Here is a 26,451-nt window from a genome sequence, read left to right as displayed (position 1 = left end):
GCCGCTGCGGTCGGTGATGTGGGTGACCAGGCCGCCGAGAGTGGGATCGAACGAGATCGTCGGTCCCTCTTTCGGTGACCGTCACGCGCATTGCTCCGTTTGGCTCGATGGCGCCCGCGACGTTGACGTTCCCGCCGGCAGCGGGACCCGTCGAGTTGAACACAAGCAGTTCGCCGGTGCCCTGACGCAAGGTCACCTGGTCCGGAAACCCCACTGCTGGCAGTCGCCCGGTGCTGCTTGTGCAGGTGCTGTGACCGTCATCGCCCCTGCGCCGGCAATCGCAACCGCCGCGGCGAACACCGGCATTGTCGTCAAATTGCCCTTCGACATTTGTGCTACGCCATTTCGCAGGTTCTGCTGGTCGGTGACCCCCTGCCGGCAAACGCTAGCTGCGAAGAACCTGTGAAAAAAGGGTGTTTCCCTACGTTTGCCGATCCGGCCCGCTGTGCTGATGAGCGGTTTGCGCTGGTTACCATTGACGAGTGAACTGGACCGTCGACGTACCTATCGACCAGCTGCCGGACCTGCCGCCGCTGCCTGACGACCTGCGGCACCGGCTGGACGCCGCACTGGCCAAGCCGGCCGCACAGCAGCCCAGCTGGGACGCCGAGCAGGCCAAGGCGATGCGGAGGGTGCTGGAGAGCGTGCCGCCGGTGACGGTGCCCTCGGAGATCGAGAAGCTCAAGGGCCTGCTTTCCGACGTCGCCCTCGGCAAGGCTTTCCTGCTGCAGGGCGGGGACTGCGCCGAGACGTTCGTCGACAACACCGAGCCGCACATTCGCGCCAACATCCGCACGCTTCTGCAGATGGCGGTGGTGTTGACGTACGGCGCCAGCATGCCGGTGGTCAAGGTCGCCCGTATCGCGGGCCAGTACGCCAAGCCGCGGTCGGCCGACATCGACGCGCTCGGCCTGAGGTCCTACCGCGGCGACATGATCAACGGCTTCGCCCCTGACGCCGCGGCGCGCGAGCACGACCCGTCCCGCCTGGTGCGCGCGTATGCCAACGCCAGCGCCGCGATGAACCTGGTGCGGGCCCTGACGTCGTCGGGCCTGGCTTCGCTGCACGCGGTGCATGACTGGAACCGGGAGTTCGTCCGGACCTCGCCCGCGGGGGCGCGCTACGAGGCGCTTGCGGGCGAGATCGATCGCGGCCTGACGTTCATGAGCGCGTGTGGCGTCGACGACCGCAACCTGCAGACCGCCGAAATCTACGCCAGCCATGAGGCTTTGGTGCTCGACTACGAGCGTGCGATGCTGCGGCTTTCGACCGACGAGGAGGGCACGCCGAAGCTTTACGACCTGTCGGCCCACTACGTGTGGGTCGGTGAGCGCACTCGTCAGCTCGACGGTGCGCACGTCGCGTTCGCCGAGGTCATCGCCAACCCCATCGGGGTGAAGATCGGCCCGACGATGACACCCGAGCTTGCCGTCGAGTACGTGGAGAAGCTCGACCCGAACAACGAGCCGGGTCGCCTGACAGTGGTCAGCCGACTCGGTAACAACAAGGTGCGAGACCTGTTGCCGCCGATCATCGAAAAGGTGCAGGCGGCCGGTCACCAGGTCATCTGGCAGTGCGATCCGATGCATGGCAACACCCACGAGTCGTCCACCGGCTACAAGACCCGCCACTTCGACCGGATCGTCGACGAGGTGCAGGGCTTCTTCGAGGTGCACCGCGCGCTTGGCACCCATCCCGGCGGCATCCACGTCGAAATCACCGGGGAGAACGTCACCGAATGTCTCGGCGGCGCACAAGACATCTCCGACTCCGACCTCGCGGGCCGCTACGAGACCGCGTGCGATCCGCGGCTCAACACCCAGCAGTCGCTGGAGTTGGCGTTCCTCGTCGCGGAGATGCTGCGCGACTAGACACGCCTAGATCAGGTTGGACAGGTTGCTGCCGATCGTCCACGCGGCTGCCGCGATCGACCCGGTGAGAACCAGCACGGCGATCACCCAGAAGAACAGCGCGCGTTTGGCGCGCTGCCTGGCCCAATAGAACTCGCTCATCTCGATACCCGCGAATTGTGCTGCTACGCCGTAAGATTCGGACTCCGATTCGTCGGTTTGCCAGTCGTCGGGGCCGCGCGTGAGTGCCTTGGTGTGCTGGCGCGGCGGCGCTGGACGGACGGTGTCGGTGGTGGCGTTCTGGCTGACCCTGCTGCGGTGTACCTCCGCCGACAGATGCTGTGCCGAGTTCTGCGGCGCAGGCACCCGGAAGTCGGGTAACCCCAACTCGTCGACGATCGCCTCCAGTTCGGCCGCCATGTCCTCGGCATCTGGATAGCGATCGACCGGATTCCTGGCGGTCGCGCGTAATACCAACTCGTCGAATTGCTTTGGTACGCCGCCGATCACGGTGCTGGGCGGGGCGACGTCGTGGTCCATCCGCTGGTATGCCACCGTCAGAGCGGTGTCACCCGTGAACGGGGTGCTGCCTGTCAGCAGCTCATAGGTGAGGATGCCGACGCCGTAGACATCGCTGGCAGGGGTGGCGTCGCCGGTGCTGACCTGCTCGGGTGACAGGTACGCCGCGGTGCCCAGAATCACGCTGGTCGAGGTGATCTTGGCTTCCGCGATCGCGCGGACCAATCCGAAGTCGGCGATCTTGACGTCGCCGCCGTCGGAGATCAACACGTTCTCCGGCTTGACGTCACGGTGCACCAGCCCTTCGTGATGGGCCACCGAGAGGCCGCTGAGTACAGGTGCCAGTACCGCCGCGACCGCATGCGGCGGCATCGGTCCGCGCTCGACCAACAGTTCACGAAGGGTGCCGCCCTCGACGAGCTCCATCACCAGGAACGGATGGTGTCCGTCGATGCCCTGGTCGTACACGGCGACCAGCCCTGGATCCTTCAGCCGCGCGACGGCGCGTGCTTCGCGCTGGAAGCGGGTCAGGAACTGGTTGTCGCCCGCGTAGCGAGAATCCATGATCTTCAGGGCCACCGGCCGATCCAGCCGGAGGTCCAGCCCGCGGTACACACCCGACATCCCACCGGTGGCGATCAGGGTGTCGACGCGGTAGCGCCCGTCCAGCACGGCCCCTGCGAGCGGGTCGGATTGCTGGTGGGTCTCCACTGAACACATGTTACGGAGCGAATTGGCGGCAACTGTGGTCGCGGAGCGCCAACGTGGACGCGTCGCGCGCCCTAGACTCGGGGCGGTGAGCAGTATTCCAGCCGCTGACGATGTACTCGACCCTGGCGAAGACGTTTACGACCTGCCTCATGTCGCCGAGCTGCTCGGCGTGCCTGTGACGAAGGTCCACCAGCAGTTGCGGGAAGGTCACCTGGTCGGTATCCGCCGCAAAGGGACGGTCGTGGTGCCGAGGGCGTTCTTCGACGACACCGGTCACGTGGTCAAGAGCCTGGCCGGCTTGCTCGTCGTGCTGCACGACGGCGGCTATCAGAACACCGAGATCCTGCGCTGGTTGTTCACGCCGGATCCGTCGCTGACGATCAGGCGCGACGGATCAGGGGATCGCCAGGACAATGCCCGGCCGGTCGACGCGCTGCACAGCCATCAGGCCCGCGAGGTGGTTCGCCGCGCCCAGGCGATGGCGTACTGATCGGGCTCCCGGTAGAGCGAATACCACGCCACCGCTGCGCAGGCCGTGGCCAGCAGCACGTGGATCCATGAGTACATGCCGTGGCTGCCATCGGGTTTGAAGATCACCATGATCCAGGTGGAGAACCCGGCGATCAGGGCGATCGACCGCCTGCTCTGGGCGAGCGCTGAGAGGATCGCCAGCGGCCACGTGTAATACCAGGGCAGCGCTGCGGGTACGAACAGCACGACGATTACCATCGCCAACGCGATGCCAGTGAGCACCTGGCGGTCGGTGTGCCGAAATCGCCACCACAACAACGGAAGTGAGATCGCGATGATGACGATCCCGATGATCCGGGCGACCTCGAGGACGGCATAGAAATTCACCGGGAAGAACAGTCCGCCAACGGCGTTGACTAGGTTGGAGACGGCGGTCGGCACCGTGAGCCAGTTGATGATCTTCACCGAACCGGCGAGGGCGGTAAGCCAGCCGAGGCCGACACCGGCGAGCCAGGACAGCACGGCGAACATCGCTACGAAGATGGCTATCGACCCTGCGGTTGCCGCCGCAAACGCCCGCAGCGGCGACAGGCCGCGGCTTTCGCGAAGCTGGCGGGCCCATACCCACACCATGAACGGAAGCGCAAGGCCCGCTGTGGCTTTCACGGCTACCGCGACCACGATCAGCGCGTTGCCCGCGATCGGATGGCGCTGGAATATCAACGCGATACCGGCCGCCATCAGCCCGACCATCAGCATCTCGTTGTGCACGCCACCCATCAAATGGATGATCACCAGCGGGTTGAGCACGCAGATCCACAGCGCGGCGGCGCCGTTGGCGCCGACGTGCCGGGCCAGTCGGGGTGCGGCCCAGATCAGCAGCACCAGCCCGGGCAGCATGCACAGCCGGAGCACCATCGTGCCCGCGATCACGTGATCGCCGACCAGCAAGGTGACGAACTTCGCGACAAGGATGAAAGCCGGCCCGTACGGCGCGGTCGTCGTCGTCCAGATCGGGCTGACGTTGTCCAGCAACGAGTTCGGATTATCGACAGGTCCGACTGCATACGGGTCGAAGCCGTCGCGCAACAGCGCGCCCTGCGCCAGGTAGGAGTACGTATCGCGGCTGAAAACCGGCACCGAGGCCAGCAGTGGCGCCAGCCAGAAGCCGGTGGTCGCGACCATCGTGTACTCGCGTGCGGACCCGTCGACCACGCTGCGGCCCAACCACAACCATGCGAAGAGCATCACCGCGACGCCGCCCCACAGCAGCACCGATGACAGCACCAGCCCGTGACCGAACCGCAGCCACGACAGGTGCATCGACTCCAGCAGCGGATCGTGCAGACGCGTGCTGCCCGCGCCGAGCCCGCCTGCGGTGATCATCACCGCACCCAGAAAGCCCAGTAGCGCGGGCCTGCCCTCGGGTGAGGTGGTGAACGCGGACAGCCGCGCGAACGTTGTCACGACAGTCAGGCGGATCGGTTTGCGGCCAACCTGGCGAGCTTGGACAGGCCCGTCTTCGCCTGCGCGTCGATCGGTGCGGTGCCGATGGCATCCAGCGACCGCGTTGTGAGCAGGTCGATGTGGCGCTCGACGGCAGCGAGCGCGCCGACCGACTCGATGACCCGACACAATTCGCGGACCTGGTCATCGGACAGCTCGGTGCCGATCAAGGACCGAAAGAGCTGGGCGGCTTCGGGATTGGACTTGTCGGCGAGCTCGACAGCCTCGGCGAGCAGCACCGTGCGCTTACCCGAGCGGAGATCGTCACCCGAAGGTTTGCCGGTCACCGCCGGATCGCCGAAAACGCCGAGCACGTCATCGCGCAGCTGGAACGCGACGCCGATGTCATTGCCGACCTCGTGGAAGATCGCTTGCACGTCGGGCCGGTCGGCGGCAGCGGCCACCCCCAGCTGGAGCGGCCGGGCGACGGTGTAGGAGGCGGTCTTGTAGGTGTTGACGTTCATCGCCGACGCCACCGTCGTCGCGCCGCTGGACTCGGCGACGATGTCGAGATACTGGCCGCCGAGCACCTCGGTTCGAATATCGGCCCAGACCCGCTGAACCCGACGCTGTGCGTCCGGGCGGAGCTCAGCCGTCGCAACGATGTCGTCGGCCCACACAAGGGCGAGATCCCCGAGCAGGATCGCCGCCGACAAACCGAACTGTTCGGAGGATCCGTTCCAGCGGTTGTCGCGGTGTTTCTCGGTGAACAGGCGGTGCACCGTGGGCAGCCCCCGGCGGGTTGCGGAGTCGTCGATCACGTCGTCGTGCACCAATGCACATGCTTGGAGCAGTTCCAGTGCCGCGAACAGCCGCAGCGCGGCGGGATCTGCGTCTCGGTCGGCGACGGCGCGCCAGCCCCAGTAGGCGAACGCGGGTCGCAGGCGCTTGCCGCCGCGGAGCACGAACTCCTCGAGCGCCGCGGTGAGGTCGGCGTAGTCGGTGCCGATGTAGGCGCACTGGCTGCGGCGCTCTTCGAGATACTCCCGCAGTTGGTCGGTCACGGCGCTGGCCAACTCGATGGCTGACGGTGCCGCTGTATCCACGCTCAGCGCGGCGCCCCTTTCAGTCGCAGATGGCCGTGAGTGCCTTCAGAGTAGAGCGTGACCACAGCTTTGTAGCAAGTCTGGGCGCCGCTAACGGCGTGATGACGACGCAGGGTCGGCGAACCGAGGGGACTGGTCCCTGTTCACCCACGCCAGTGCGGCCAGGATGGCGGCCACAAGGAACGACGCCAGGCCCAACCAGATCGCGGCGCCGGTGAACGACCGGGCGCTCGGATCGGTGTACCGGGCCTGGGCGGACATGGTGCTCACCACGCCGGGCTTGAGCTTCCACTCGACGACCTCCGCGGCCACCTGGTCACCGTTCGTCGACGTCACCTCGCCGGGGAAGGACACCGAAAGCGACACATCGGCGTCCGGATCGGTCAGCGACGTCAGATCGGCGCGACCGTCGAGGATCACCAGATCGCCTGCGCGGCGCAGTGATATGTCGACGCCAGCGGCGTCGCGGTTCATATTGGCCAGCTGCGGCAGTTCGGCGAAGGTCAGATCGGAGAACACCGCCTGGGAGCCGACGTAGTCGTCGCGTTCGTAGTCCGACACCGCCACCTTGTTGCTGAACGGCAGGTTGTTCAGCAGCTGCGGGCCTTTGTCCTCGGCCCCGCGCGGCTTCGCGGCCGCGACGATCTGCCCCGACACGCGGTCGTCGGGGGACACGGTGATGCTCGCCCTGACCCGCACGCAGCCGACGGCGGCCGGCAGGATCACCAGCAGCAGCACGATCGCCAGCAGGCGAATTCTGCGGCGGTTCGACACCAGGTCATCGTGCCAGACCCGGCCCGTCAGAGGGGCAGTGACCGGCCGAGAATCGCAAACGGGCGGGGGTCTCCGGCGAAGTGGTAGCCGCGGATGACGTCGGTGAAGCCGAGCCTGCGGTAGAGCCGCCAGGCCCGGTTCGACTCGCCGTTGATCTCCGGTGTGGACAGAAGCACATGGGACTCGCCGCGGCCCGCGAGCAGCCTGCGGGTCAGCGCCTCGCCGAGGCCGCGCCCCTGCGTGCGGGGGTGAATGTGCAGCTCCGTCAGCTCGAAGTAGCTGGTCATCAGTTCGGCGATGCGCACCCCGTCGGTGCCGACCCGGTGCAACCCCGCTACGACCTGCTGCTGCCACCACTGGTCGGGCGCGCCGCAGTAGCCGTAGGCGACGCCCACTATCGGTGCCGCGGTCAGCTCGGCGGCCGTGGCTGTGGCGGCGTCCGGCCGATCCGCCACTTCCACCGCGGCGACGGCCTTCCAACCGTCCCTGCGGGTGTGTTCGAGCCACATCGATGCGCGCTGGTCCTCGGTGCCGCGCGGGTAGCGCATCGCGTCGACGTAGACGCCAAGTGCATCGGTAAGCCTTCGCTCCATGTCGGCAGGCGACAGATCGATGAGAAATGTCGCCAAGTTCCGTCTCCGCCTTCCTGCGCCGTCGTGGGCATGTCTCCCAAGAGCCAGTGCCATTATCGGCATGGCGAGCCGGTGGGTCACTTGGGCGGCACACGTCATACAATCGAAAGGGGTGAACTAGGTGGTACGGCTCAGATTCACCTCGTATCATGACTGTTAGATGTCCGCGGCCGCGGACATAAACTGCGGTGAGACCAAGCGACGGGCGGCAAGGAGGGACGCATGCCACTCTCCGATCATGAGCAGCGCATGCTCGATCAGATCGAGAGCGCGCTGTATGCCGAGGACCCCAAGTTCGCGTCGAGCGTGCGCGGCGGCGGTCTTCGTGCCCCGTCGGCCCGGCGCCGACTGCAGGGTGCGGCCCTGTTCGTGATCGGTCTGGCGATGCTGGTGTGCGGTGTGGCATTCAAAGCCACCATGATCGGAAGTTTCCCGATCCTCTCCGTTTTCGGCTTCCTGGTGATGTTCGGCGGCGTCGTGTTCGCGATCACCGGCAACCGGGTGTCCGGCGGCCGCGACCGCTCGGGCCCCGAGCAGGGCGGGCCACGGCAGAAGCGGGCCAAGGGTGGGGGTGGGTCGTTCACCAGCCGGATGGAAGACCGGTTCCGCCGCCGCTTCGACGAATAACGCACTTATCACAATGGGGTAGCCAAACGGGCTGCCCCATTTTTTTGCGCTCACGTCCCCCACATCCCCCCACAGCGGTGTGAGCTGCCTGTTTGCCTTGTTGGCACCGTGACCTTCGCGGTGGATCCGCGCCCACGATCCCTAATGGTGGGGAAATGGTGGGGACATTTGCTGGCGTTTGGCACAAAGTGGGGGATTGTGGGGTAAAGTGGCGTGTGTTGGAGCGACCGGGGCTCCATCACCGGCGGGAGGTGGCGGGGATGTTTCTCGGCACCTACACGCCAAAGCTCGACGACAAGGGGCGGCTGACGCTGCCCGCCAAGTTCCGCGACGCGCTGGCAGGAGGATTGATGGTCAGCAAGGGCCAAGACCACAGCCTCGCCGTCTACCCGCGCACCGAGTTCGAGGCACTGGCCAGGCGAGCGTCGAAAGCGTCCCGAAGCAACCCGGATGCGCGGGCCTTCCTGCGCAACCTCGCTGCCGCAACCGATGAACAGCATCCGGACTCGCAAGGCCGCATCACGCTGTCGGCCGACCACCGCCGCTACGCCAACCTTTCCAAGGACTGCGTGGTGATCGGCTCGGTCGACTACCTGGAGATCTGGGATGCCCAGGCCTGGCGTGACTACCAAGAGACGCACGAAGAGAACTTCTCCGCGGCCAGCGATGAAATTCTGCGCGACATCATTTGATTGGGGCTTAGGGGACCGTGCATCGCGGCCTCTGTCCGAGCCGGCCCTGGCGTACTTCCCCAACGCCAGGTCCGCGCGCTCGGACAGGGACCCCGGTGCAGCGGCGCCTTTCTTCGGAGGGCTTGCCATGGCTGACACATCCGGCCGGGCGGCCGGCGACCACGGACACGTCCCGGTCCTGCTCGACCGCTGCGTCGAACTGCTCACGCCCGCGCTGACACGGCGCAGCCCCGACGGCTTCGGAGCCGTGCTGGTGGATGCCACCCTGGGGGCAGGTGGACACGCCGAGCGGTTCCTCACCGAGCTGCCCGGGCTGCGGCTCGTCGGTCTTGACCGCGATCCCGACGCCCTGTGGATCGCCGGCGAGCGCCTCGCGCCATTCGCCGATCGTGTCCTGCTCACCCGCGCGAGATTCGACGGGATCGAAGCTGTCCTCGCCGAATCAGGTTACTGGGCAAGCGAATCCGGCCATCCGAAGATCGACGGGATCCTGTTCGACCTCGGCGTGTCTTCGATGCAACTGGACCGCACCGAGCGCGGCTTCTCCTATGCGGCCGACGCGCCGCTGGACATGCGGATGGATCCAGACGCAGAGCTGACCGCAGCTGAAGTCGTCAACACCTACGACGAGAAGTCGCTTGCGCGCATCCTGCGTGAGTTCGGTGAGGAGCGGTTCGCGAGCCGAATCGCCTCAAGGATCGTCCGCAGGCGCGCCAGCAGGCCGTTCGTCCGCACCGGCGAAATCGTCGAGCTGCTCTACGAGGCGATCCCGGCGCCGGCCCGCCGCACCGGTGGACATCCGGCCAAGCGCACATTCCAGGCGCTGCGTGTCGCCGTCAACGGCGAGCTGGACGTGCTGCGCGCCGCGCTGCCCGCCGCGATGGACGCGCTCGGCCCGGCTGGGCGTATCGCGGTGATGTCCTACCAGTCACTGGAGGACCGCATCGTCAAGAACGTCTTCGCGGCGGCGACGGCGTCGCGCACCCCGCCAGGACTGCCCGTCGAACTCCCCGGGCACGAGCCGGAATTCGTGAGCCTGACCCGCGGCGCCGAGCGTGCGGGGGCGGGCGAGATCGAACTCAACCCACGAAGCGCGTCCGTGCGGCTTCGGGCACTGGAAAAGATTGCCGGAAGGTCAGAAGGGACTGTCTGATGAAGGCCAAGCGATCCACCGCAGTGCGCGGCGCAGACGAGCGCAGGCGCACCACGCGTCAGCCCGTGCGCGGAGCGCAACGCCGCACGCCCGACGCGCCACCGCGGCGGGGACGGCCGCGCGCGACCGACACTGCGCCGATCGCCCGGCCGCAGATCAAGCCGGTCCGGCCGAAGAATGCCAGCCAGGCAAAGGCCCGCGCGAAGGCGCGGAAAGCCAAGGCGCCCAAGGTTATCCGGCCACTCCTGCGGGAGCGGCTGCTGGTCCGGATCTCGGAGATCGACCTCAACCCGCGCACGCTGGTAGCCAGGGTCCCGTTTGTGGTGCTGGTCATCGGGTCGCTCGGGCTTGGCCTTGGCGTCACATTGTGGCTGTCGACAGACGCTGCCGAGCGGTCGTATCAGTTGGGCAGCGCCAGGGAGATCAATCAGGCGCTGCAGCAGCAGAAGGAAGCCCTCGAGCGCGACGTGCTGGAGGCCCAGGCCGCACCAGCCCTCGCCGAGTCAGCCCGCGAGCTGGGCATGATCCCGTCACGTGATACTGCGCACCTCGTGCAGGATCCGGCAGGCAACTGGGTCGTGGTCGGCACTCCCAAACCGGCCGAAGGCGTTCCGCCGCCGCCGCTCAACGTGCCGCTTCCCGACGACACCCCTGCGCCGCCTGCCCAGGCCGCCGCGAGCAGGCCCGCACCGCCGCCGGTCGCCGATCCTCGCGAAATGGTCGTCCGGGTGCCTGACCGGGCGCAGCCGCCAGCGCCCGCTCCCGCGCCCGATCCGGCAGGCGTCCCGTTGGCGGCGCCACTGCCCGACAGCCCGCACGGAACCAGCGGCCAGCCACCCGCGCCCGGACCCGCAGAGCCGTTGGCTGCTCCGTTGGCAGGGCCGTTGCCGGGGCCGCCTGCCGCGCCTGCGCCGGTCGCATCTGCCCCGCCTGGGCCGGTCGCACCTGCCGCGCCTGCACCCGCGGAGCAGTTCGGTCCGGTCACCGTGACCGTCCCCGGCGCAACGACGTGAGCCGCGACACCGGCCAGCGCGCCCGCAAGACCCCACCGCCGCGCCCCGGTCAGGGGCGGTCGGCCCGTGCCCGCCGCACCCGGGCGCCAGACACCGACACCGGTTTGCGCAGTGCGTCGTTCGTATTCCGGCATCGGGCCGGCAACGCCGTCATCTTCCTTGTCCTCATCGTCGCGGCAGCGCAGCTGTTCAACCTGCAGGTGCCGCGGGCGGCGGGGCTGCGCGCCGAGGCGGCGGGTCAGCTCAAGGTCACCGACGTCGACCAGGCTCTGCGCGGGAGCATCGTCGACCGCAACGAAGACAAGCTGGCATTCACCATCGAGGCGCGCGCGCTGACCTTCCAGCCCGTCAAGATCCGCAAACAGCTCGCCGATGCCAGGCAGAAGACGCCGGAAGCGCCCGATCCCGATGGCAGGCTGCGCGACATCGCCGCCGAGGTGGCGTCGCGGCTGAACAACAAGCCCGACGCCAAGACGGTGCTCAAGAAGCTCAAGAGCAACGAGTCGTTCGTCTACCTGGCCCGTGCGGTGGATCCCGCCATCGCCGAGGCGATTTCCAAGAAGTTCCCCGAGGTCGGTAGCGAACGGCAAGACCTGCGCCAGTATCCCGGCGGCTCGCTGGCCGCCAACATCGTCGGCGGCATCGACTGGGACGGCCACGGCCTGCTCGGCCTCGAGGATTCCCTCGATGCCACCCTGGCGGGTACCGACGGGTCGGTGACCTACGACCGCGGCTCCGACGGCGTGGTGATTCCCGGCAGCTACCGCAACCGGCACACCGCCGTCAACGGTTCGACCGTCCAGCTGACCCTCGACGACGACATCCAGTTCTACGTTCAACAGCAGGTGCAGCAGGCCAAGGATGCCTCAGGCGCCGGCAACGTGTCGGCGGTGGTGCTCGACGCGAAAACCGGTGAGGTGCTTGCGATGTCGAACGACAACACGTTCGATCCGAGCCAGGATATCGGCCGCCAGGACAGCCGCGAGCTGGGCAACCCGGCCGTCTCGTCACCGTTCGAGCCGGGTTCGGTGAACAAGATCGTCACCGCCGCTTCGGTGATCGAGTACGGGCTGTCCAACCCCGACGAGGTGCTGCAGGTGCCCGGCTCCATCGACATGGGTGGGGTCACCGTCGGCGACGCGTGGGAGCACGGCGTGATGCCCTACACCACCACCGGAATCTTCGGTAAGTCCTCAAACGTCGGCACGCTGATGCTGGCGCAACGAGTCGGCCCGGAGCGGTACGCCGAGATGCTTGACAAGTTCGGACTCGGTCAGCGCACCAACGTCGGCCTGCCCGGCGAGAGCGCGGGATTGGTCCCGCCGATCGATCAGTGGTCGGGCAGCACGTTCTCGAACCTGCCGATCGGACAGGGCCTTTCGATGACGCTGTTGCAGATGACGGCCATGTACCAGGCCATTGCCAACGACGGCATGCGCATCCCGCCGCGCATCGTCAAGGCCACCATCGCTCCCGATGGCACCAGGACCGAGGAACCTCGTCCCGACGGCGTGCAGGTGGTCTCCCCGCAGACCGCGATCACCGTGCGCAACATGCTGCGCGCCACGCTGCAGCGCGACCCGATGGGCTACCAGCAAGGCACCGGTTCAACCGGGGCGGTCGAGGGCTACCAGCTTTCCGGGAAGACCGGCACCGCGCAGAAGATCAACCCGGCCTGCGGCTGCTACTACAGCGACGTCTACTGGATCACCTTCGCGGGCATGGTCACCACCGACAACCCGCGCTATGTGGTTGGCATCATGGCAGACAACCCGCACCGCACCGCCGACGGCCAGCCGGGCACGACGATGGCGCCGCTGTTCCACAACATCGCCAGCTGGCTGCTGCAGCGCGAGAACATCCCGCTCTCGCCCGACCCCGGCCCGCCGCTTACGCTGCAAGCCACCTGAGGGCGGGGCCGCCGGAAGGCGGGCCGGTACTGTGTCATCGCCATGAAGCTGCGTCCCTCGCATCCCGCCGGCCAGGCGCTCGGCCCACTGGCCGACCGGATAGGCGCGGTCATCGCGCCTGCAGGAACGGGGCGGGAGACCGTGGTCACCGGCGTGACTCTGCGCAGCCAGGACACCCAGCCGGGGGATCTGTTCGCGGCGCTGCCCGGCGCGTCGTCGCACGGCGGACTCTTCGCGGCCGACGCGATCGAGCGCGGCGCGGTCGCCGTGCTCACCGACTCGGACGGCCTGACCCACATGGGCGGCGACGCGACGGTGCCGGTGCTGGTCCGCGCCGACCCGCGGTCGGTGCTCGGCGGGCTGGCGGCCACCGTGTACGGCAACCCGTCGTGGCACCTTCGGGTGATCGGGGTGACCGGCACATCGGGCAAGACCACCACCACCTATCTGGTCGAGGCGGGGCTGCGGGCGGCGGATCGGGTCGCGGGCCTGATCGGCACCGTCGGCATCCGGATCGCGGGTGAGGATCTGCCGAGCAAGCTGACCACACCCGAGGCGCCCGACCTCCAGGCCCTGCTGGCGCTCATGCTCGAACAGGACGTCGACACCGTGGTGATGGAGGTGTCCAGCCACGCGCTGAGCCTCGGACGCGTCGACGGCGTCGAGTTCGCGGTCGGCGGCTTCACCAACCTGTCTCGTGACCATCTGGACTTCCATCCAACGATGGAGGACTACTTCGACACCAAGGCGCGACTGTTCGCGCCCGGATCACCAACGGCCGCAGCCGCTTCGGTGGTATGCATCGACGACGAGGCGGGCCGCGCCATGGCCGAGCTGGCGCCTGACCCGGTCACCGTCAGCGCGACCGACCAGGCCGCCGACTGGCGCGTCGAGGACATCCGCACGGTCGAGCGCGGCGCACAGGAGTTCTTCGCCGTCGATCCCGCCGGAGTGCATCACGGGCTGCGCATCGGACTTCCCGGCCGCTACAACGTCGCCAACTGTCTGCTCGCCGCGGCGCTGCTTGACGCGGTCGGGGTGTCACCTGAACAGGCCGCGCCAGGGCTGCGCGATGCACGGGTGCCCGGCCGACTCGAGCCCATCGATCGCGGCCAGCCCTTCCTGGCGCTGGTCGACTACGCCCACAAGCCCGGGGCGCTGCGCGCCGTGCTGGAGACCCTGCGCGGGCAGACCACCGGTCGGGTCGCGGTGGTATTCGGCGCGGGCGGAAACCGCGACCCGGGCAAGCGCGAGCCGATGGGCCAGGTGGCGGCCGAACTCGCCGACCTCGTCGTGGTGACCGACGACAACCCGCGCGACGAGGATCCCGCCTCGATCCGATCGTCGATCGTCGCGGGCACGGCGGGTGGCCCGGCACAGGTCGTCGAGATCGGCGACCGGCGCGAAGCGATCGACCACGCCGTCGCGTGGGCCCGCGCGGGGGACGTCGTGCTGATCGCGGGGAAGGGCCACGAGGCGGGCCAGACCAGCAACGGCGTTACCCGGCCGTTTGACGACCGCGACGAGCTGGCCGGGTCCATCGAGGCGCTTGGGCCGGACGCATGATCGCCATGACCCTCGCCCAGATCGCCGACATCGTCGGTGGTGAGCTCGCCGATATCTCGGCCGCCGACGCCGCTGCGACCAGGGTGACCGGCACGGTCGAGTTCGACTCGCGGGCGGTGACCGACGGCGGGCTGTTCATCGCACTGCCCGGCGCGCGGTCGGACGGCCATGACTTCGCGGCGACGGCGGTGGCAGCCGGTGCGGTAGCGGTGTTGGCCGCGCGGCCGGTGGGAGTGCCTGCGATCGTCGTCACGCCACGCACCGACGCCGCAACCGACGCGGGAGCCAGCGTTTTGGAGTACGACACGGACGGATCGGGCGCGGCCGTGCTTGCCGCACTGGCCAGGCTGGCCGCCGCGGTGGCCGCGGAGTTGGTGGCGGGTGGCCTGACGATCGTCGGCATCACCGGCTCGTCGGGTAAGACCTCGACCAAGGACCTCGTCGCTGCGGTGCTCGCTCCGCTCGGCGAGGTGGTCGCCCCGCCGGGCTCGTTCAACAACGAGCTTGGCACCCCGTGGACGATGCTGCGGGCGGGGGAGGACACCGACTATCTGGTCCTGGAGATGTCTGCCCGCCATCCCGGCAACATCGCGGCGCTTGCCTCGATCGCCCCACCGTCGATCGGGGTCGTGCTGAACGTCGGCACCGCCCATCTCGGCGAGTTCGGTTCTCGCGAGGCCATCGCACGCACCAAAGCCGAACTCCCACAAGCTGTTCCGTCATCGGGAGTGGTGATCCTCAACGCCGACGACGACGCCGTTGCCGGCATGGCCGAACAGACCGCGGCCCGGGTGGTTCGGGTGTCGCGGTCACCCGGCGCGGACGTGTGGGCCGGCCCGGTCGCGCTCGACGAGGTGGCCCGCCCCCACTTCACAATGCATGCCGGCGGCGTCGAAACCGACATCTCGCTGGCTGTGCACGGCGAACACCAGGTGTCCAATGCGCTGTGCGCGGCCGCCGTCGCGCTGGAGTGCGGAGCCAGCGGCGCACAGGTCGCGACCGCACTGGCGGGCGCGGGCCCGGTGTCGCAGCATCGGATGAACGTCAGCACCCGCGAAGACGGGGTAACCGTCATCGACGACGCATACAACGCCAACCCGGATTCGATGCTGGCCGGGCTGAAGTCGCTGGCCTGGATGGCGCGCCAGGGCACCGAGCCGCGGCGCAGCTGGGCGGTGCTCGGCGAGATGGCCGAGCTCGGCGACGACGCGATATCGGAACACGACCGCGTCGGCCGGCTGGCGGTGCGATTAGATGTCAGTCGACTCATCGTCGTGGGAACCGGGAGATCTATGAGCGCCATGCATCACGGGGCGGTCATGGAGGGCTCGTGGGGAGGGGAGGCCACCATGGTCGACGACGCTGACGCCGCGCTGGAATTGTTGCGAGCAGAACTTCGCGAGGGGGATGTGGTGCTCGTCAAGGCATCGAACGCTGCGGGGCTGGGAAAGCTGGCTGAGGCGTTGGTCGCCTCATGAGGCAGGTCCTCATCGCCGTCGGTATCGCGCTGACGGTGTCGATCCTGCTGACCCCTGTCCTGATCGGGCTGTTCACCCGGCAGGGTTTCGGCCACGAGATCCGCGAGGACGGCCCGCCGAGCCACCACAAGAAGCGCGGTACCCCGTCGATGGGCGGCGTCGCGATCCTGGCAGGCATCTGGGCGGGTTACCTCGGCACCCACCTGGTGGGGCTGGCGCTCGACGGCCGCGGCCCGTCGGCATCGGGCCTGTTGGCCCTCGGTCTGGCGACCGCCCTTGGCATCGTCGGATTCATCGACGACCTGATCAAGATCCGCCGATCGCGCAACCTCGGCCTCAACAAGAGCGCCAAAACGGTCGGCATGCTGCTGGCCGCTGTGCTGTTCGGCGTGTTGGCCCTGCAGTTCCGCAACGCCGACGGCCTCACGCCCGGCAGTGCCGAACTGTCCTACGTGCGTGAAATCGCCACGGTCACACTGGCTCCCGCCATTTTCGTGCTGTTCGGCGTGCTGATCGTCTACGCATGGTCGAACGCGGTGAACTTCACCGACGGGCTCGACGGGCTGGCCGCGGGCGCGATGGCGATGGTCTGTGCGGCCTACGTGATCATCACTTTCTGGCAGTTCCGCAACGCGTGCGCGACGGCGCCGGGGGTCGGCTGCTACAACGTGCGGGACCCGCTTGACCTCGCACTGATCGCCGCCGCGACGGCGGGGGCGTGTATCGGGTTCCTGTGGTGGAACGCCGCTCCCGCGAAGATCTTCATGGGCGACACCGGCTCGCTGGCGCTCGGCGGCATCATCGCCGCGCTGTCGGTGCTCAGCCGCACCGAGATGCTCGCGGTGGTGCTCGGTGCACTGTTCGTCGCCGAGGTGACGTCGGTGGTGGTGCAGATCCTCGCGTTCCGCACCACCGGGCGCCGCGTGTTCCGGATGGCGCCGTTCCACCATCACTTCGAACTCGTCGGGTGGGCGGAGACCACGGTGATCATCCGCTTCTGGCTGTTGACCGCGATCGCGTGCGGCCTCGGGGTGGCGCTCTTCTACAGCGAGTGGCTCACCACCGTTGGTGCCTGACGTGGTCCGCTCTGCAGTTGCGCCGCTCACGCCCGGCACCCGCGTGCTGGTGACCGGGGCAGGCATCACGGGCCGCTCGGTGGGCGCCGCGCTCGAGCCGACGGGTGTGCGCCTGACCATCTGCGACGACGACCCGCTGGCCCTTCAACGCCTCATCACGCCCGCGACCGTCGTCACCACGGTCGAGGCCGTCGACCGGATCACCGACTACGCCCTTGTCGTCACCAGCCCCGGATTTCCGCCCACCGCACCGGTTTTGGCCGCCGCGGCGACCGCGGGCGTGCCGATCTGGGGTGACGTCGAGCTGGCGTGGCGGCTGGATCAGGCCGGCTGGTTCGGCACCCCGAAGCGCTGGCTGGTGGTGACCGGCACCAACGGCAAGACGACCACCACGTCGATGCTGCACGCGATGCTGGTCGCGGGCGGGCGACGCGCGGTGCTGTGCGGCAATATCGGCAATCCGGTGATCGACATGCTGGCCGAGCCCGCCGAGCTGCTGGCGGTCGAACTGTCGAGTTTCCAGCTGCACTGGGCACCGTCGCTGCGGCCCGACGCAGGCGCGGTGCTCAACGTCGCGGAGGACCACCTCGACTGGCACGGCTCGATGGACGCCTACGCGGCCGACAAGGCGCGGGCGCTGGACGGCCGGGTCGCGGTCGTCGGGCTCGACGATCCGATCGCCGCCGGGCTGCTCGACGGTGCCGCCGCAGCGGTGCGGGTCGGCTTCACGCTCGGCGATCCGGCCGCCGGGCAGCTGGGGGTTCGCGACGGCGCGCTGATCGACCGGGCTTTCGCCGACGGCCTTGTGCTCGCCGATGCCGCGTCGGTCCCCGTGCCAGGGCCCGTCGGTGTTCTCGACGCGTTGGCCGCCGCGGCTCTGGCCCGCGCCGTCGACGTGCCCGCGGCCGCCATCGCCGATGCGTTGTCGTCGTTCCACGTCGGCCCGCACCGGGCCGAGGTGGTCGCAGAGATCGACGGCGTGACCTACGTCGACGATTCCAAGGCCACCAATCCGCACGCAGCGCACGCGTCCATCGCCGCATACCCGCGGGTGGTGTGGATCGCCGGTGGTCTGCTCAAGGGCGCATCTGTCGACGAACTCGTCTCCGACGTGTCGAATCGGCTGGTCGGCGCCGTGTTGATCGGCCGGGATCGGGCACTGGTCGCCAATGCGTTATCGCGACACGCCCCGGATGTCCCCGTTGTGGAGGTTGTGACGGGGGAGGATTCTGAGGTGCCTGAGACAAATGAGTCAGATGTTAATTCTGTGACTCGCTTGATGACCGCTGTGGTTGCTGCGGCGCGCAGGCTGGCTCGCCATGGCGACACGGTGCTGCTGGCCCCTGCGGGCGCGTCCTTCGACCAGTTCAGCGGCTACGCCGAGCGCGGAGATGCCTTCGCCGCCGCCGTGCGCGCAACCCGGTAGCGGCCGTGAGCACCCTGTTGACCCGGCTGCGGCTCAGCCGGACCGGCACCACGACTGCCGATGCGGCCGTTCCGCGCACCCGCTTCGGCGCATGGCTCAACAGGCCGATGACCTCGTTTCACCTCATCATCGCCGTCGCCGCGCTGCTCACCTCGCTCGGGCTGATCATGGTGCTCTCGGCATCCGGCGTGCACTCCTACGACGAGGACGGCTCGCCGTGGGTGATCTTCGGCAAGCAGCTGATCTGGACGCTCGTCGGCCTGTTCGCGTTCTATGCGGCCATGCGGATGCGCGTCCAAACCATGCGCAGCCTCGCGTTCACCGGCTTCGCGATCACCATCGTGCTGCTCGTGCTGGTGCTCATCCCGGGAATCGGCAAGGAGGCCAACGGCTCCCGCGGCTGGTTCGTCGTCGCCGGCTTGTCCATGCAGCCGTCGGAGCTGGCAAAGATCGCGTTCGCGATCTGGGGTGCCCACCTGTTGGCTGCCCGCCGGATGGAGCGGGCATCGCTGCGCGAGATGCTCATCCCGCTGGTGCCGGCGGCGGTGATCGCACTGGCGCTGATCGTCGCCCAGCCCGACCTCGGCCAGACGGTGTCGCTCGGCATCATCCTACTGGCATTGCTGTGGTACGCCGGCCTTCCGCTGCGGGTGTTCTTGTCCTCGATGTTCGCCGTCGTGGTGTCGGCGGCCATCCTCGCCGTGTCGGAGGGTTACCGGTCCGACCGGGTGATGTCCTGGCTGAACCCTGGCGCCGACTCCCAGGGCTCCGGCTATCAGGCCAAGCAGGCTAGATTCGCGCTGGCCAACGGCGGTGTCTTCGGCGACGGGCTCGGGCAGGGCACCGCGAAATGGAACTACCTGCCCAACGCGCACAACGACTTCATTTTCGCGATCATCGGCGAGGAACTCGGGTTCATCGGCGCCGCGGGGCTGCTGTGCCTTTTCGGGCTGTTCGCATACACCGGGATGCGGATCGCGCGCCGGTCTGCCGATCCGTTCCTGCGGTTGCTCACCGCGACCGCCACCATGTGGGTGCTCGGTCAGGTGTTCATCAACGTCGGCTACGTCATCGGCCTACTGCCGGTCACCGGGCTGCAGCTACCACTCATCTCTGCTGGTGGAACATCAACGGCGACAACGCTTCTGATCATCGGCGTGATCGCAAACGCCGCGCGACACGAGCCCGAGGCGGTGGCCGCGCTGCGCGCGGGCCGTGACGACCGGGTCAATCGACTGCTGCGGCTGCCGCCACCCGAGCCCTACTCGCCGACCCGCACCGAGGCGCTTCGCGACCGGCTGCGGTCCCGTGACAGCAAGCAGGCGGCCAAGCCGCAACGCAAGCCGGCGGCCAAGCCCCACCGCAAGCAGGCGGCCAAGCCGCAACGCAAGCCGGCAAGCGGCAACCGACGCAAACCCCATACGGCCGACCGGCCGGTGCGACGCTCAGGGCATCATGGAGGCGACCAGCGCGCTCATCGCGCACGCGAGGAGCAAATCAGCTCCAGTGCGGCTGGACAACAGCGCCACCAGGGCCGACGGGCTCGCACATTGGAAGGTCAACGTCACGGGTGAATGGGCCGATCTCGGTAGTTATCGCCGGCGGCGGGACGGCAGGCCACATCGAACCCGCCATGGCCGTCGCCGATGCGCTCAGCGCGCTCGAACGCGACGTGCGGATCACCGCTCTGGGTACCCATCGCGGCCTCGAGACCCGGTTGGTTCCTGAGCGCGGCTATGACCTCGAGCTCATCACGCCGGTACCGCTGCCACGTAAGCCCTCCGCCGACCTGCTGCGCCTGCCGCTGCGGGTGCGCCGTGCGGTCAGCGAGACCCGCCGAGTGCTCGACGACGTCGAGGCCGACGTCGTCATCGGCTTCGGCGGCTACGTCGCGGTACCCGCCTACCTGGCGGCGCGCCGACGCCGGGTGCCGGTGGTCGTCCACGAAGCCAACGCCAGCGCGGGCTGGGCCAACAAGCTCGGCGCCCGGTCGGCGCGCCGCGTGCTCTCCGCGGTTGCCGAACCCGGCCTGCCGCGCGCCGAGGTCGTCGGTGTGCCGGTGCGCGCGGCGATCACATCGCTGGATCGGATGGCCGAACGGGCGAAAGCCCGCGCGCATTTCGGCTTCGCCGACGACGCGCGGGTGCTTCTGGTGTTCGGCGGTTCCCAGGGTGCGCAGTCGATCAACCGTGCCGTGGCACCTGCGGCAGGCGCTCTCGCCGCCGCGGGTATCTCGGTGCTGCACGCGCACGGCCCGAAGAACACCCTCGATCTGCGCGCACCCGGCGACGGCGACCCGCCTTACGTGGCCGTGCCGTACCTCGACCGGATGGACTTGGCTTACGCCGCAGCCGATCTGGCGATCTGCCGGTCCGGTGCGATGACGGTCGCCGAGGTCTCCGCCGTCGGACTGCCCGCGGTGTACGTCCCGCTGCCCATCGGCAACGGTGAGCAGCGACTCAACGCGCTGCCCGTCGTCGATGCGGGCGGAGGGCTTCTCGTCGACGATGCCGACCTCACGCCCGAGTTCGTCGGCGATACCGTCGCCGGGCTGCTCGGCGATGCTCCCCGGCTCACGGCGATGACGGCCGCCGCGGCGATGGCAGGCCACCGCGACGCCGCCCAGAAGGTTGCCGAGATCGCCCTCGAGGTGGCGCGCAGCGGGCGCGACAGTCGCAAGGCTCACCGGTGAACGCACCGGAGCCGGGAGGCCGGCGACCCAGGGACTTGCCCGACGAGTTGCAGCGGGTTCACATGGTCGGCATCGGCGGTGCGGGCATGTCAGGCATCGCACGCATCCTGCTTGACCGGGGCGGGCTGGTATCGGGCTCCGACGCCAAGGAATCACGTGGCGTTGCGGCGCTGCGCGCACGCGGCGCGGTGATCCGCATCGGCCACGACGAGTCCTCGCTGGACCTGCTGCCCGGCGGACCGACCGCGGTGGTCACCACCTACGCCGCGATACCGAAGACCAACCCCGAGCTGGTCGAGGCCAGGCGCCGCGGTATCCCGGTGATCCTGCGGCCGGTGGTGCTGGCCAGGCTGATGGACGGCTACACCACGTTGATGGTGACGGGCACGGCGGGCAAGACCACAACGACCTCGATGCTCATCGTGGCGTTGCAGCACACCGGTTTCGACCCGTCGTTCGCGGTCGGCGGCGACCTCGGCGAGGCAGGCACCAACGCCCATCACGGCAGCGGCACGTGCTTCGTCGCCGAGGCCGACGAGAGCGACGGCTCGTTGTTGGAGTACACACCCGACGTGGCGGTGGTGACCAACATCGAGGCCGATCATCTGGATTTCTTCGGTACTGCCGAGGCCTACAGCGCGGTGTTCGACAAGTTCGTCGAACGGCTGGCGCCTGGAGGCGCGCTGATCGCGTGCGCCGACGATGAGGGCGCCGCCGCGCTCGCCGATCGCTCGGCGGAGCAGGGCATCAGGGTGCTGCGCTACGGCAGCGCGCATGACGGCAAGCCTGCACCCGGCCTGGCTGGCACGCTGCTCGGCTGGGAGCAGCACGGCACCAGCGCGGTGGCGCATATCGCGCTGTCAGGCGAGCCGCATCCGCGGGTGATGCGCCTCGCGGTGCCCGGTAGGCATATGGCACTGAACGCCTTAGCGGCGCTGTTGGCGGCGATCGAGGCGGGCGCGCCCGTTGACGGAATCCTCGACGGCCTAGCAGGTTTCGAGGGTGTGCGCAGGCGCTTCGAGTTCGTCGGCACGGCCAACGGTGTGCGGGTGTTCGACGACTACGCCCACCATCCGACGAAGGTCCGCGCCGCCCTGTCGGCGTTGCGCACGCTGGTCCGCCAGGGTGAGACGACGCACGCGGGAGTTGGTCGCGCCATCGTCGTCTTTCAACCTCACTTGTATTCGCGCACACAGACTTTCGCACGGGAATTTGGTGAAGCCCTCAGCGATGCCGACCAGGTCTTCGTGCTCGACGTCTACGGCGCGCGTGAACAACCGATCGCGGGCGTGAGCGGAGCGTCGGTGGCCGAACACGTCACCAAGCCGGTGCATTACGTGCCGGACTTCTCCGCCGTTGCCGAGCAGGTGGCCAACGCCGCTCGCACGGGAGACGTGGTGATCACCATGGGCGCAGGCGATGTCACGATGCTGGCTCCCGAGATCGTCGAGGCGCTCGCCGCACGAGCCAACCGCTCGATGCCGCAACGCGGACCCGAGACGGGCGCACAATGACCGAACCCGAGAACGGCGGCGAGGCGACCGCCGAACCCGAGAACGGCAGTGAAGCGGCGGCTGAACCCGACGACGACGGCAGCGAGGCGACCGCCGAGCCCGAGGAGCCATCAGAAGAGGAGTTCGAGGGCCCGCGGCGGCGAGCACGGCGGGAACGCGAAGCGCGCCGCGAGGCCCAGGCCCGCGCCGTCGCGATCGAGCAGGCCAGAAGGGAAGCCAAGCGACGCGCGCAGGGCAAATCGAGCGATGATTCCAAACATGTTGCGCGGGGGTCGGTTCGGGGTCTGAAGCTGGTGGTGTGGACGGTCTTGCTGGTCGCGCTGTTCGTGGGCCTCGGACTGCTGCTGTACTTCACCCCGATCATGGCGGCGCGAGATGTCGTCATCACCGGCCTGGGTGCGGTCACGCAGGAGGAAGTCGTCGCCGCCGCAGCCGTCAAGGAGGGCACGCCGCTGCTGCAGGTGAATACGGACGACGTCGCCGAGCGCGTGGCCACGATTCGCCGCGTCGCGACCGCGCGCGTGCAGCGCGAATATCCGTCGACGCTTCGGATCACGGTCGTCGAACGGGTCCCCATCGTCGTCAAGGATTACCCCGACGGGCCACATCTGTTCGACCGCGACGGAGTGGATTTCGCGACCGCGCCTCCGCCGCCCAACCTTCCGTACCTGGAGGCCGACAACCCCGGGCCGAGCGATCCGTCGACCAAGGCGGCGCTTGAAGTGATGACGGCGCTGCGGCCGGAGGTGGCCGGACAGGTCGCCAGGGTGTCGGCGCCGTCGGTCGCTGCGGTCACCCTGACGTTGGTCGACGGCAGGGAGGTGGTGTGGGGCACCAATGAGCGCACAGAGGAGAAGGCGCAGAAGCTCGCGGCGCTGCTGACCCAGCCCGGCCACACCTACGACGTCTCCAGTCCTGATTTGCCGACGGTCAAGTAATCCGGCGTCTGCGAAATCACCCGAAATTCTTGACGTTTCCGTCGGCGCGCCTGCATGGATAGTGCTTGACCTCGACCTACCGTTCTGTTTGCGCAGATACAACTTGACATAACTGTAAGCCTTTAGTTGAGGTTGAGAGTTTGCTCGAGATTCTGCTCCGTCAGGCAACCAGGGAGGAAGGCGATGATGACCCCCCCGCACAACTACCTCGCCGTCATCAAAGTGGTCGGCATCGGCGGCGGCGGCGTCAACGCCGTCAACCGGATGATCGAGCAAGGTCTCAAGGGCGTGGAGTTCATCGCGATCAACACCGACGCGCAGGCGTTGTTGATGAGCGATGCCGACGTCAAACTCGACGTCGGACGTGACTCCACCCGCGGCCTCGGCGCAGGTGCAGACCCCGAGGTCGGACGCAAGGCCGCCGATGACGCCAAGGATGACATCGAGGAGCTGCTGCGCGGCGCCGACATGGTGTTCGTGACCGCGGGCGAGGGCGGTGGCACCGGTACGGGCGGCGCGCCCGTCGTCGCCACCATCGCACGCAAGCTCGGCGCATTAACGGTCGGCGTGGTGACACGGCCGTTCTCGTTCGAGGGCAAGCGTCGCAGTAACCAGGCCGAGGCGGGAATCGCCGCGCTGCGGGAGAGCTGCGACACCTTGATCGTCATCCCCAACGATCGGCTGCTGCAGATGGGTGACGCCGCTGTATCTCTGATGGACGCGTTCCGCAGCGCCGATGAGGTACTGCTCAACGGCGTGCAGGGCATCACCGACTTGATCACCACCCCCGGCCTGATCAACGTCGACTTCGCCGACGTCAAGGGCATCATGTCCGGCGCGGGGACCGCACTGATGGGCATCGGCTCGGCGCGCGGAGACGGACGCTCGCTGAAGGCCGCCGAGATCGCCATCAACTCGCCGCTGCTCGAGGCATCCATGGAGGGCGCGCAGGGCGTGTTGATGTCCATCGCAGGCGGCAGCGACCTCGGTCTGTTCGAGATCAACGAGGCTGCCTCCCTTGTGCAGGACGCCGCGCACCCCGACGCCAACATCATCTTCGGCACCGTGATCGACGACTCCCTCGGTGACGAGGTACGGGTGACGGTGATCGCCGCGGGCTTCGACGCCTCGGGTCCAAGCCGAAAACCTGTGGTCGGTGCGGGCCAGGCGATCGCCCCCGGCAAGGCAGGCAAGGTCACCTCGCCGCTGTTCGAGCCGGTCGAAGCGGTCAGCGTGCCGGTGCACACCAACGGCGCGACGGTCAGTATCGGTGGGGACGACGACGACGACGTCGACGTTCCGCCGTTCATGCGGCACTAGCTCGACGCCGACGGTGCCTCCCGTCCGCGCAGCACCGGATACTGAGGTCGTGACTGTTCGGGTTCGGCGTGTGACCACCACTCGTGCCGGCGGCGTTTCGAAGCCGCCGTTTGACACCTTCAATCTGGGCGACCACGTCGGCGATGATCCGGCCGCCGTCGCAGCCAACCGGGAGCGGCTTGGGAAGGCGATCGGGTTGGGCGCCGACTCGGTCGTCTGGATGAACCAGGTGCACGGCGATCGCGTGGTCCGCGTCGACGAACCTGGCGGCTCCGCGGTCGAGGAAACCGATGGATTGGTTACCACCACACCGCGATTGGCATTGGCCGTCGTAACGGCGGATTGCGTTCCCGTTTTATTGGCCGATGCCCGCGCCGGTGTGGTGGCTGCGGTGCATGCAGGCCGAGTCGGTGCACAGAAGGGCGTCGTCGTGCGTGCGGTCGAGGCGATGTATGACGCCGGGGCGCACGCCGAGGACATCTCGGTGCTGCTCGGCCCTTCGGTCAGCGGCCGCAACTACGAGGTGCCCGCGGCAATGGCAGCTGAGGTGGAGGCCGCCCTGCCCGGCAGCAGGACCAGGACGTCGCGAGGGACCCCCGGACTGGACCTGCGGGCCGGAATCGCTAGGCAATTAAAGGGTTTGGGCATCACCGCCATCGATGCCGATCCGCGCTGCACGGTGGACGACGCCAACTTGTTCAGCCACCGCCGCGATGCCCCGACCGGGCGCCTTGCGTCCGTCGTGTGGATGGAATGACCGCCGTGGCAACGACGCGGGAAGCTGAACTGGAGGGCGCGTTGACCCTCGTGCGCGAACGGCTGGCGCGCGCGGCGGAGGCGGCGGGACGTCACATTGCTGAAATTGAATTGCTGCCGATTACCAAATTTTTTCCAGCAACCGATGTCCTTATTCTGTCGCATTTGGGTTGTCATGCATTTGGTGAATCGCGCGAACAAGAAGCAGCCGCGAAATTCGCCGAATGTAATTCCGTCGAGCCCCTTTCACCGATTCGCTGGCACATGGTCGGTCGGATTCAACGCAACAAGGCGCGCTCGATCGCCAACTGGGCGTACGCCGCGCACTCGGTCGACAGCGCCAAGCTGATCACCGCGCTGAGCCGGGCGTCGGTGGACGCGCTCGCCGATGGCGGCCGGTCGGAGCCGCTGCGGGTCTACCTACAGATCAGCCTCGACGGCGACGTCGAACGGGGGGGAATCGACATCGGGCGGCCCGACCTGGTCGACGAACTGTGCGCGCAGGTGCAGTGCGCGCAGGGCCTGCAGTTCGTCGGCCTGATGGGCATCCCGCCGCTTGGCGCCGACCCCGACAACGCATTCGCGCGTTTGCAGGCCGAACATCAGCGGGTACAGCAGGCCTACCAGCAGCGTCTCGGACTGTCGGCGGGGATGTCCAGCGACCTCGAGGCGGCGGTCAAACATGGTTCGACGTGTGTGCGTGTCGGTACCGCGGTTCTGGGGCAACGTCCTCTAACGTCACCCTGAGTAGTCACTCCAGTCACATCTTCATCACAGGCAT

The 26,451-nt window shown here is 68.1% G+C and carries 23 protein-coding genes; 18 read left to right on the top strand and 5 right to left on the bottom strand.

Annotated features, from left to right (window positions below; all coding sequences use genetic code 11):
- Positions 1-482: 482 nt before the first annotated feature.
- Positions 483-1,871, top strand: a complete 1,389-nt coding sequence (locus D6M19_RS14285) for a class II 3-deoxy-7-phosphoheptulonate synthase (RefSeq protein ID WP_123025868.1) — start codon at positions 483-485, stop codon at positions 1,869-1,871.
- A gap of 6 nt (positions 1,872-1,877) precedes the next feature.
- Here D6M19_RS14285 and D6M19_RS14280 read toward each other — a convergent pair whose 3' ends face one another.
- Complete coding sequence (locus tag D6M19_RS14280; protein ID WP_123025867.1) at positions 1,878-3,089, bottom strand: protein kinase domain-containing protein; 1,212 nt, start codon at positions 3,087-3,089, stop codon at positions 1,878-1,880.
- A gap of 76 nt (positions 3,090-3,165) precedes the next feature.
- Here D6M19_RS14280 and D6M19_RS14275 point away from each other — a divergent pair, with 76 nt between their 5' ends.
- A complete protein-coding gene (locus tag D6M19_RS14275; protein WP_123025866.1) occupies positions 3,166-3,570 on the top strand; it encodes an Rv2175c family DNA-binding protein in 405 nt (134 codons plus the stop codon).
- On the opposite strand, the gene D6M19_RS14270 is transcribed toward D6M19_RS14275, so the two are convergent.
- The 4 genes from D6M19_RS14270 to D6M19_RS14255 form a co-directional block, all read right to left on the bottom strand.
- Positions 3,525-5,018 carry an alpha-(1->6)-mannopyranosyltransferase A gene (locus tag D6M19_RS14270; RefSeq protein ID WP_234834850.1) on the bottom strand — a complete coding sequence of 498 codons (1,494 nt, stop codon included), beginning with the start codon at positions 5,016-5,018 and terminating at the stop codon, positions 3,525-3,527. The genes D6M19_RS14275 and D6M19_RS14270 overlap by 46 nt on opposite strands.
- A 5-nt stretch (positions 5,019-5,023) precedes the next feature.
- The gene (gene idsA2 / locus D6M19_RS14265; RefSeq protein WP_123025865.1) at positions 5,024-6,103 is read right to left on the bottom strand and encodes a bifunctional (2E,6E)-farnesyl/geranyl diphosphate synthase; all 1,080 of its coding nucleotides are present in this window, start codon (positions 6,101-6,103) and stop codon (positions 5,024-5,026) included.
- 90 nt (positions 6,104-6,193) lie between these two features.
- On the bottom strand, positions 6,194-6,877 hold the full coding sequence (locus D6M19_RS14260; protein ID WP_164478487.1) for an LppM family (lipo)protein: 684 nt from the start codon (positions 6,875-6,877) through the stop codon (positions 6,194-6,196).
- Positions 6,878-6,903: 26 nt separating this feature from the next.
- On the bottom strand, positions 6,904-7,506 hold the full coding sequence (locus tag D6M19_RS14255; RefSeq protein WP_164478486.1) for a GNAT family N-acetyltransferase: 603 nt from the start codon (positions 7,504-7,506) through the stop codon (positions 6,904-6,906).
- Between the two features lie 225 nt (positions 7,507-7,731).
- Between D6M19_RS14255 and D6M19_RS14250 the strand changes: the two genes are divergently transcribed.
- The 16 genes from D6M19_RS14250 to D6M19_RS14175 all read left to right on the top strand — a co-directional run bounded on the left by D6M19_RS14250 (position 7,732) and on the right by D6M19_RS14175 (position 26,417).
- Positions 7,732-8,136 (top strand): SCO2097 family morphological protein, encoded by a 405-nt coding sequence (locus D6M19_RS14250; protein ID WP_123025864.1) that lies wholly within the window; start codon positions 7,732-7,734, stop codon positions 8,134-8,136.
- Between the two features lie 260 nt (positions 8,137-8,396).
- The gene (gene mraZ / locus D6M19_RS14245; protein ID WP_123025863.1) at positions 8,397-8,828 is read left to right on the top strand and encodes a division/cell wall cluster transcriptional repressor MraZ; all 432 of its coding nucleotides are present in this window, start codon (positions 8,397-8,399) and stop codon (positions 8,826-8,828) included.
- The gene (gene rsmH / locus D6M19_RS14240) at positions 8,803-9,981 is read left to right on the top strand and encodes a 16S rRNA (cytosine(1402)-N(4))-methyltransferase RsmH (protein WP_206428526.1); all 1,179 of its coding nucleotides are present in this window, start codon (positions 8,803-8,805) and stop codon (positions 9,979-9,981) included. The genes mraZ and rsmH overlap by 26 nt, the downstream gene beginning before the upstream one ends.
- Complete coding sequence (locus tag D6M19_RS14235) at positions 9,981-10,994, top strand: cell division protein FtsL (protein WP_123025861.1); 1,014 nt, start codon at positions 9,981-9,983, stop codon at positions 10,992-10,994. The genes rsmH and D6M19_RS14235 overlap by 1 nt, the downstream gene beginning before the upstream one ends.
- Positions 10,991-12,904: a peptidoglycan D,D-transpeptidase FtsI family protein gene (locus D6M19_RS14230; RefSeq protein ID WP_164478485.1), complete on the top strand. Its 1,914-nt coding sequence runs from the start codon at positions 10,991-10,993 to the stop codon at positions 12,902-12,904. The genes D6M19_RS14235 and D6M19_RS14230 overlap by 4 nt, the downstream gene beginning before the upstream one ends.
- Positions 12,905-12,946: 42 nt before the next feature.
- A complete protein-coding gene (locus tag D6M19_RS14225; RefSeq protein ID WP_123025859.1) occupies positions 12,947-14,470 on the top strand; it encodes a UDP-N-acetylmuramoyl-L-alanyl-D-glutamate--2,6-diaminopimelate ligase in 1,524 nt (507 codons plus the stop codon).
- Positions 14,467-15,948, top strand: a complete 1,482-nt coding sequence (locus D6M19_RS14220) for a UDP-N-acetylmuramoyl-tripeptide--D-alanyl-D-alanine ligase (protein ID WP_123025858.1) — start codon at positions 14,467-14,469, stop codon at positions 15,946-15,948. The genes D6M19_RS14225 and D6M19_RS14220 overlap by 4 nt, the downstream gene beginning before the upstream one ends.
- Positions 15,945-17,024, top strand: coding sequence for a phospho-N-acetylmuramoyl-pentapeptide-transferase (gene mraY / locus D6M19_RS14215; protein WP_123025857.1), 1,080 nt, complete (start codon positions 15,945-15,947; stop codon positions 17,022-17,024). The genes D6M19_RS14220 and mraY overlap by 4 nt, the downstream gene beginning before the upstream one ends.
- Positions 17,017-18,450: a UDP-N-acetylmuramoyl-L-alanine--D-glutamate ligase gene (murD, locus tag D6M19_RS14210; RefSeq protein ID WP_123025856.1), complete on the top strand. Its 1,434-nt coding sequence runs from the start codon at positions 17,017-17,019 to the stop codon at positions 18,448-18,450. Before mraY ends, murD begins: the two co-directional genes overlap by 8 nt.
- A 5-nt stretch (positions 18,451-18,455) precedes the next feature.
- A complete protein-coding gene (ftsW, locus tag D6M19_RS14205; protein WP_164478483.1) occupies positions 18,456-20,024 on the top strand; it encodes a putative lipid II flippase FtsW in 1,569 nt (522 codons plus the stop codon).
- Positions 20,000-21,142, top strand: coding sequence for an undecaprenyldiphospho-muramoylpentapeptide beta-N-acetylglucosaminyltransferase (murG, locus tag D6M19_RS14200; RefSeq protein ID WP_123025855.1), 1,143 nt, complete (start codon positions 20,000-20,002; stop codon positions 21,140-21,142). Before ftsW ends, murG begins: the two co-directional genes overlap by 25 nt.
- Positions 21,143-21,204: 62 nt before the next feature.
- The gene (gene murC, locus D6M19_RS14195; protein ID WP_234834854.1) at positions 21,205-22,656 is read left to right on the top strand and encodes a UDP-N-acetylmuramate--L-alanine ligase; all 1,452 of its coding nucleotides are present in this window, start codon (positions 21,205-21,207) and stop codon (positions 22,654-22,656) included.
- Positions 22,653-23,594: a cell division protein FtsQ/DivIB gene (locus tag D6M19_RS14190; RefSeq protein ID WP_123025853.1), complete on the top strand. Its 942-nt coding sequence runs from the start codon at positions 22,653-22,655 to the stop codon at positions 23,592-23,594. Before murC ends, D6M19_RS14190 begins: the two co-directional genes overlap by 4 nt.
- A 186-nt stretch (positions 23,595-23,780) precedes the next feature.
- Positions 23,781-24,914, top strand: a complete 1,134-nt coding sequence (ftsZ, locus tag D6M19_RS14185) for a cell division protein FtsZ (RefSeq protein ID WP_123025909.1) — start codon at positions 23,781-23,783, stop codon at positions 24,912-24,914.
- 49 nt (positions 24,915-24,963) lie between these two features.
- Positions 24,964-25,671: a peptidoglycan editing factor PgeF gene (pgeF, locus tag D6M19_RS14180; protein WP_123025852.1), complete on the top strand. Its 708-nt coding sequence runs from the start codon at positions 24,964-24,966 to the stop codon at positions 25,669-25,671.
- Positions 25,668-26,417 (top strand): YggS family pyridoxal phosphate-dependent enzyme, encoded by a 750-nt coding sequence (locus D6M19_RS14175; RefSeq protein ID WP_123025851.1) that lies wholly within the window; start codon positions 25,668-25,670, stop codon positions 26,415-26,417. Before pgeF ends, D6M19_RS14175 begins: the two co-directional genes overlap by 4 nt.
- The last annotated feature ends 34 nt before the right edge of the window (positions 26,418-26,451 follow it).

The organism is Mycolicibacterium stellerae, assembly GCF_003719305.1.
Classification (GTDB): Bacteria; Actinomycetota; Actinomycetes; order Mycobacteriales; family Mycobacteriaceae; genus Mycobacterium; species Mycobacterium stellerae.
Note: the sequence above shows the minus strand (reverse complement) of the source record. Positions and strands in the feature narration are given on the sequence as shown.

Bases quoted from the DNA above. Each gene is read 5' to 3' on its own strand.
- D6M19_RS14220 (WP_123025858.1), top strand. From the start codon at position 14,467: ATGATCGCCATGACCCTCGCCCAGATCGCCGACATCGTCGGTGGTGAG.
- D6M19_RS14280 (WP_123025867.1), bottom strand. From the start codon at position 3,089: ATGTGTTCAGTGGAGACCCACCAGCAATCCGACCCGCTCGCAGGGGCC.
- murC (WP_234834854.1), top strand. From the start codon at position 21,205: ATGGTCGGCATCGGCGGTGCGGGCATGTCAGGCATCGCACGCATCCTG.
- mraZ (WP_123025863.1), top strand. From the start codon at position 8,397: ATGTTTCTCGGCACCTACACGCCAAAGCTCGACGACAAGGGGCGGCTG.
- D6M19_RS14235 (WP_123025861.1), top strand. From the start codon at position 9,981: ATGAAGGCCAAGCGATCCACCGCAGTGCGCGGCGCAGACGAGCGCAGG.
- D6M19_RS14190 (WP_123025853.1), top strand. From the start codon at position 22,653: ATGACCGAACCCGAGAACGGCGGCGAGGCGACCGCCGAACCCGAGAAC.
- D6M19_RS14175 (WP_123025851.1), top strand. From the start codon at position 25,668: ATGACCGCCGTGGCAACGACGCGGGAAGCTGAACTGGAGGGCGCGTTG.
- D6M19_RS14250 (WP_123025864.1), top strand. From the start codon at position 7,732: ATGCCACTCTCCGATCATGAGCAGCGCATGCTCGATCAGATCGAGAGC.
- mraY (WP_123025857.1), top strand. From the start codon at position 15,945: ATGAGGCAGGTCCTCATCGCCGTCGGTATCGCGCTGACGGTGTCGATC.
- ftsZ (WP_123025909.1), top strand. From the start codon at position 23,781: ATGACCCCCCCGCACAACTACCTCGCCGTCATCAAAGTGGTCGGCATC.
- rsmH (WP_206428526.1), top strand. From the start codon at position 8,803: ATGAAATTCTGCGCGACATCATTTGATTGGGGCTTAGGGGACCGTGCA.
- D6M19_RS14225 (WP_123025859.1), top strand. From the start codon at position 12,947: ATGAAGCTGCGTCCCTCGCATCCCGCCGGCCAGGCGCTCGGCCCACTG.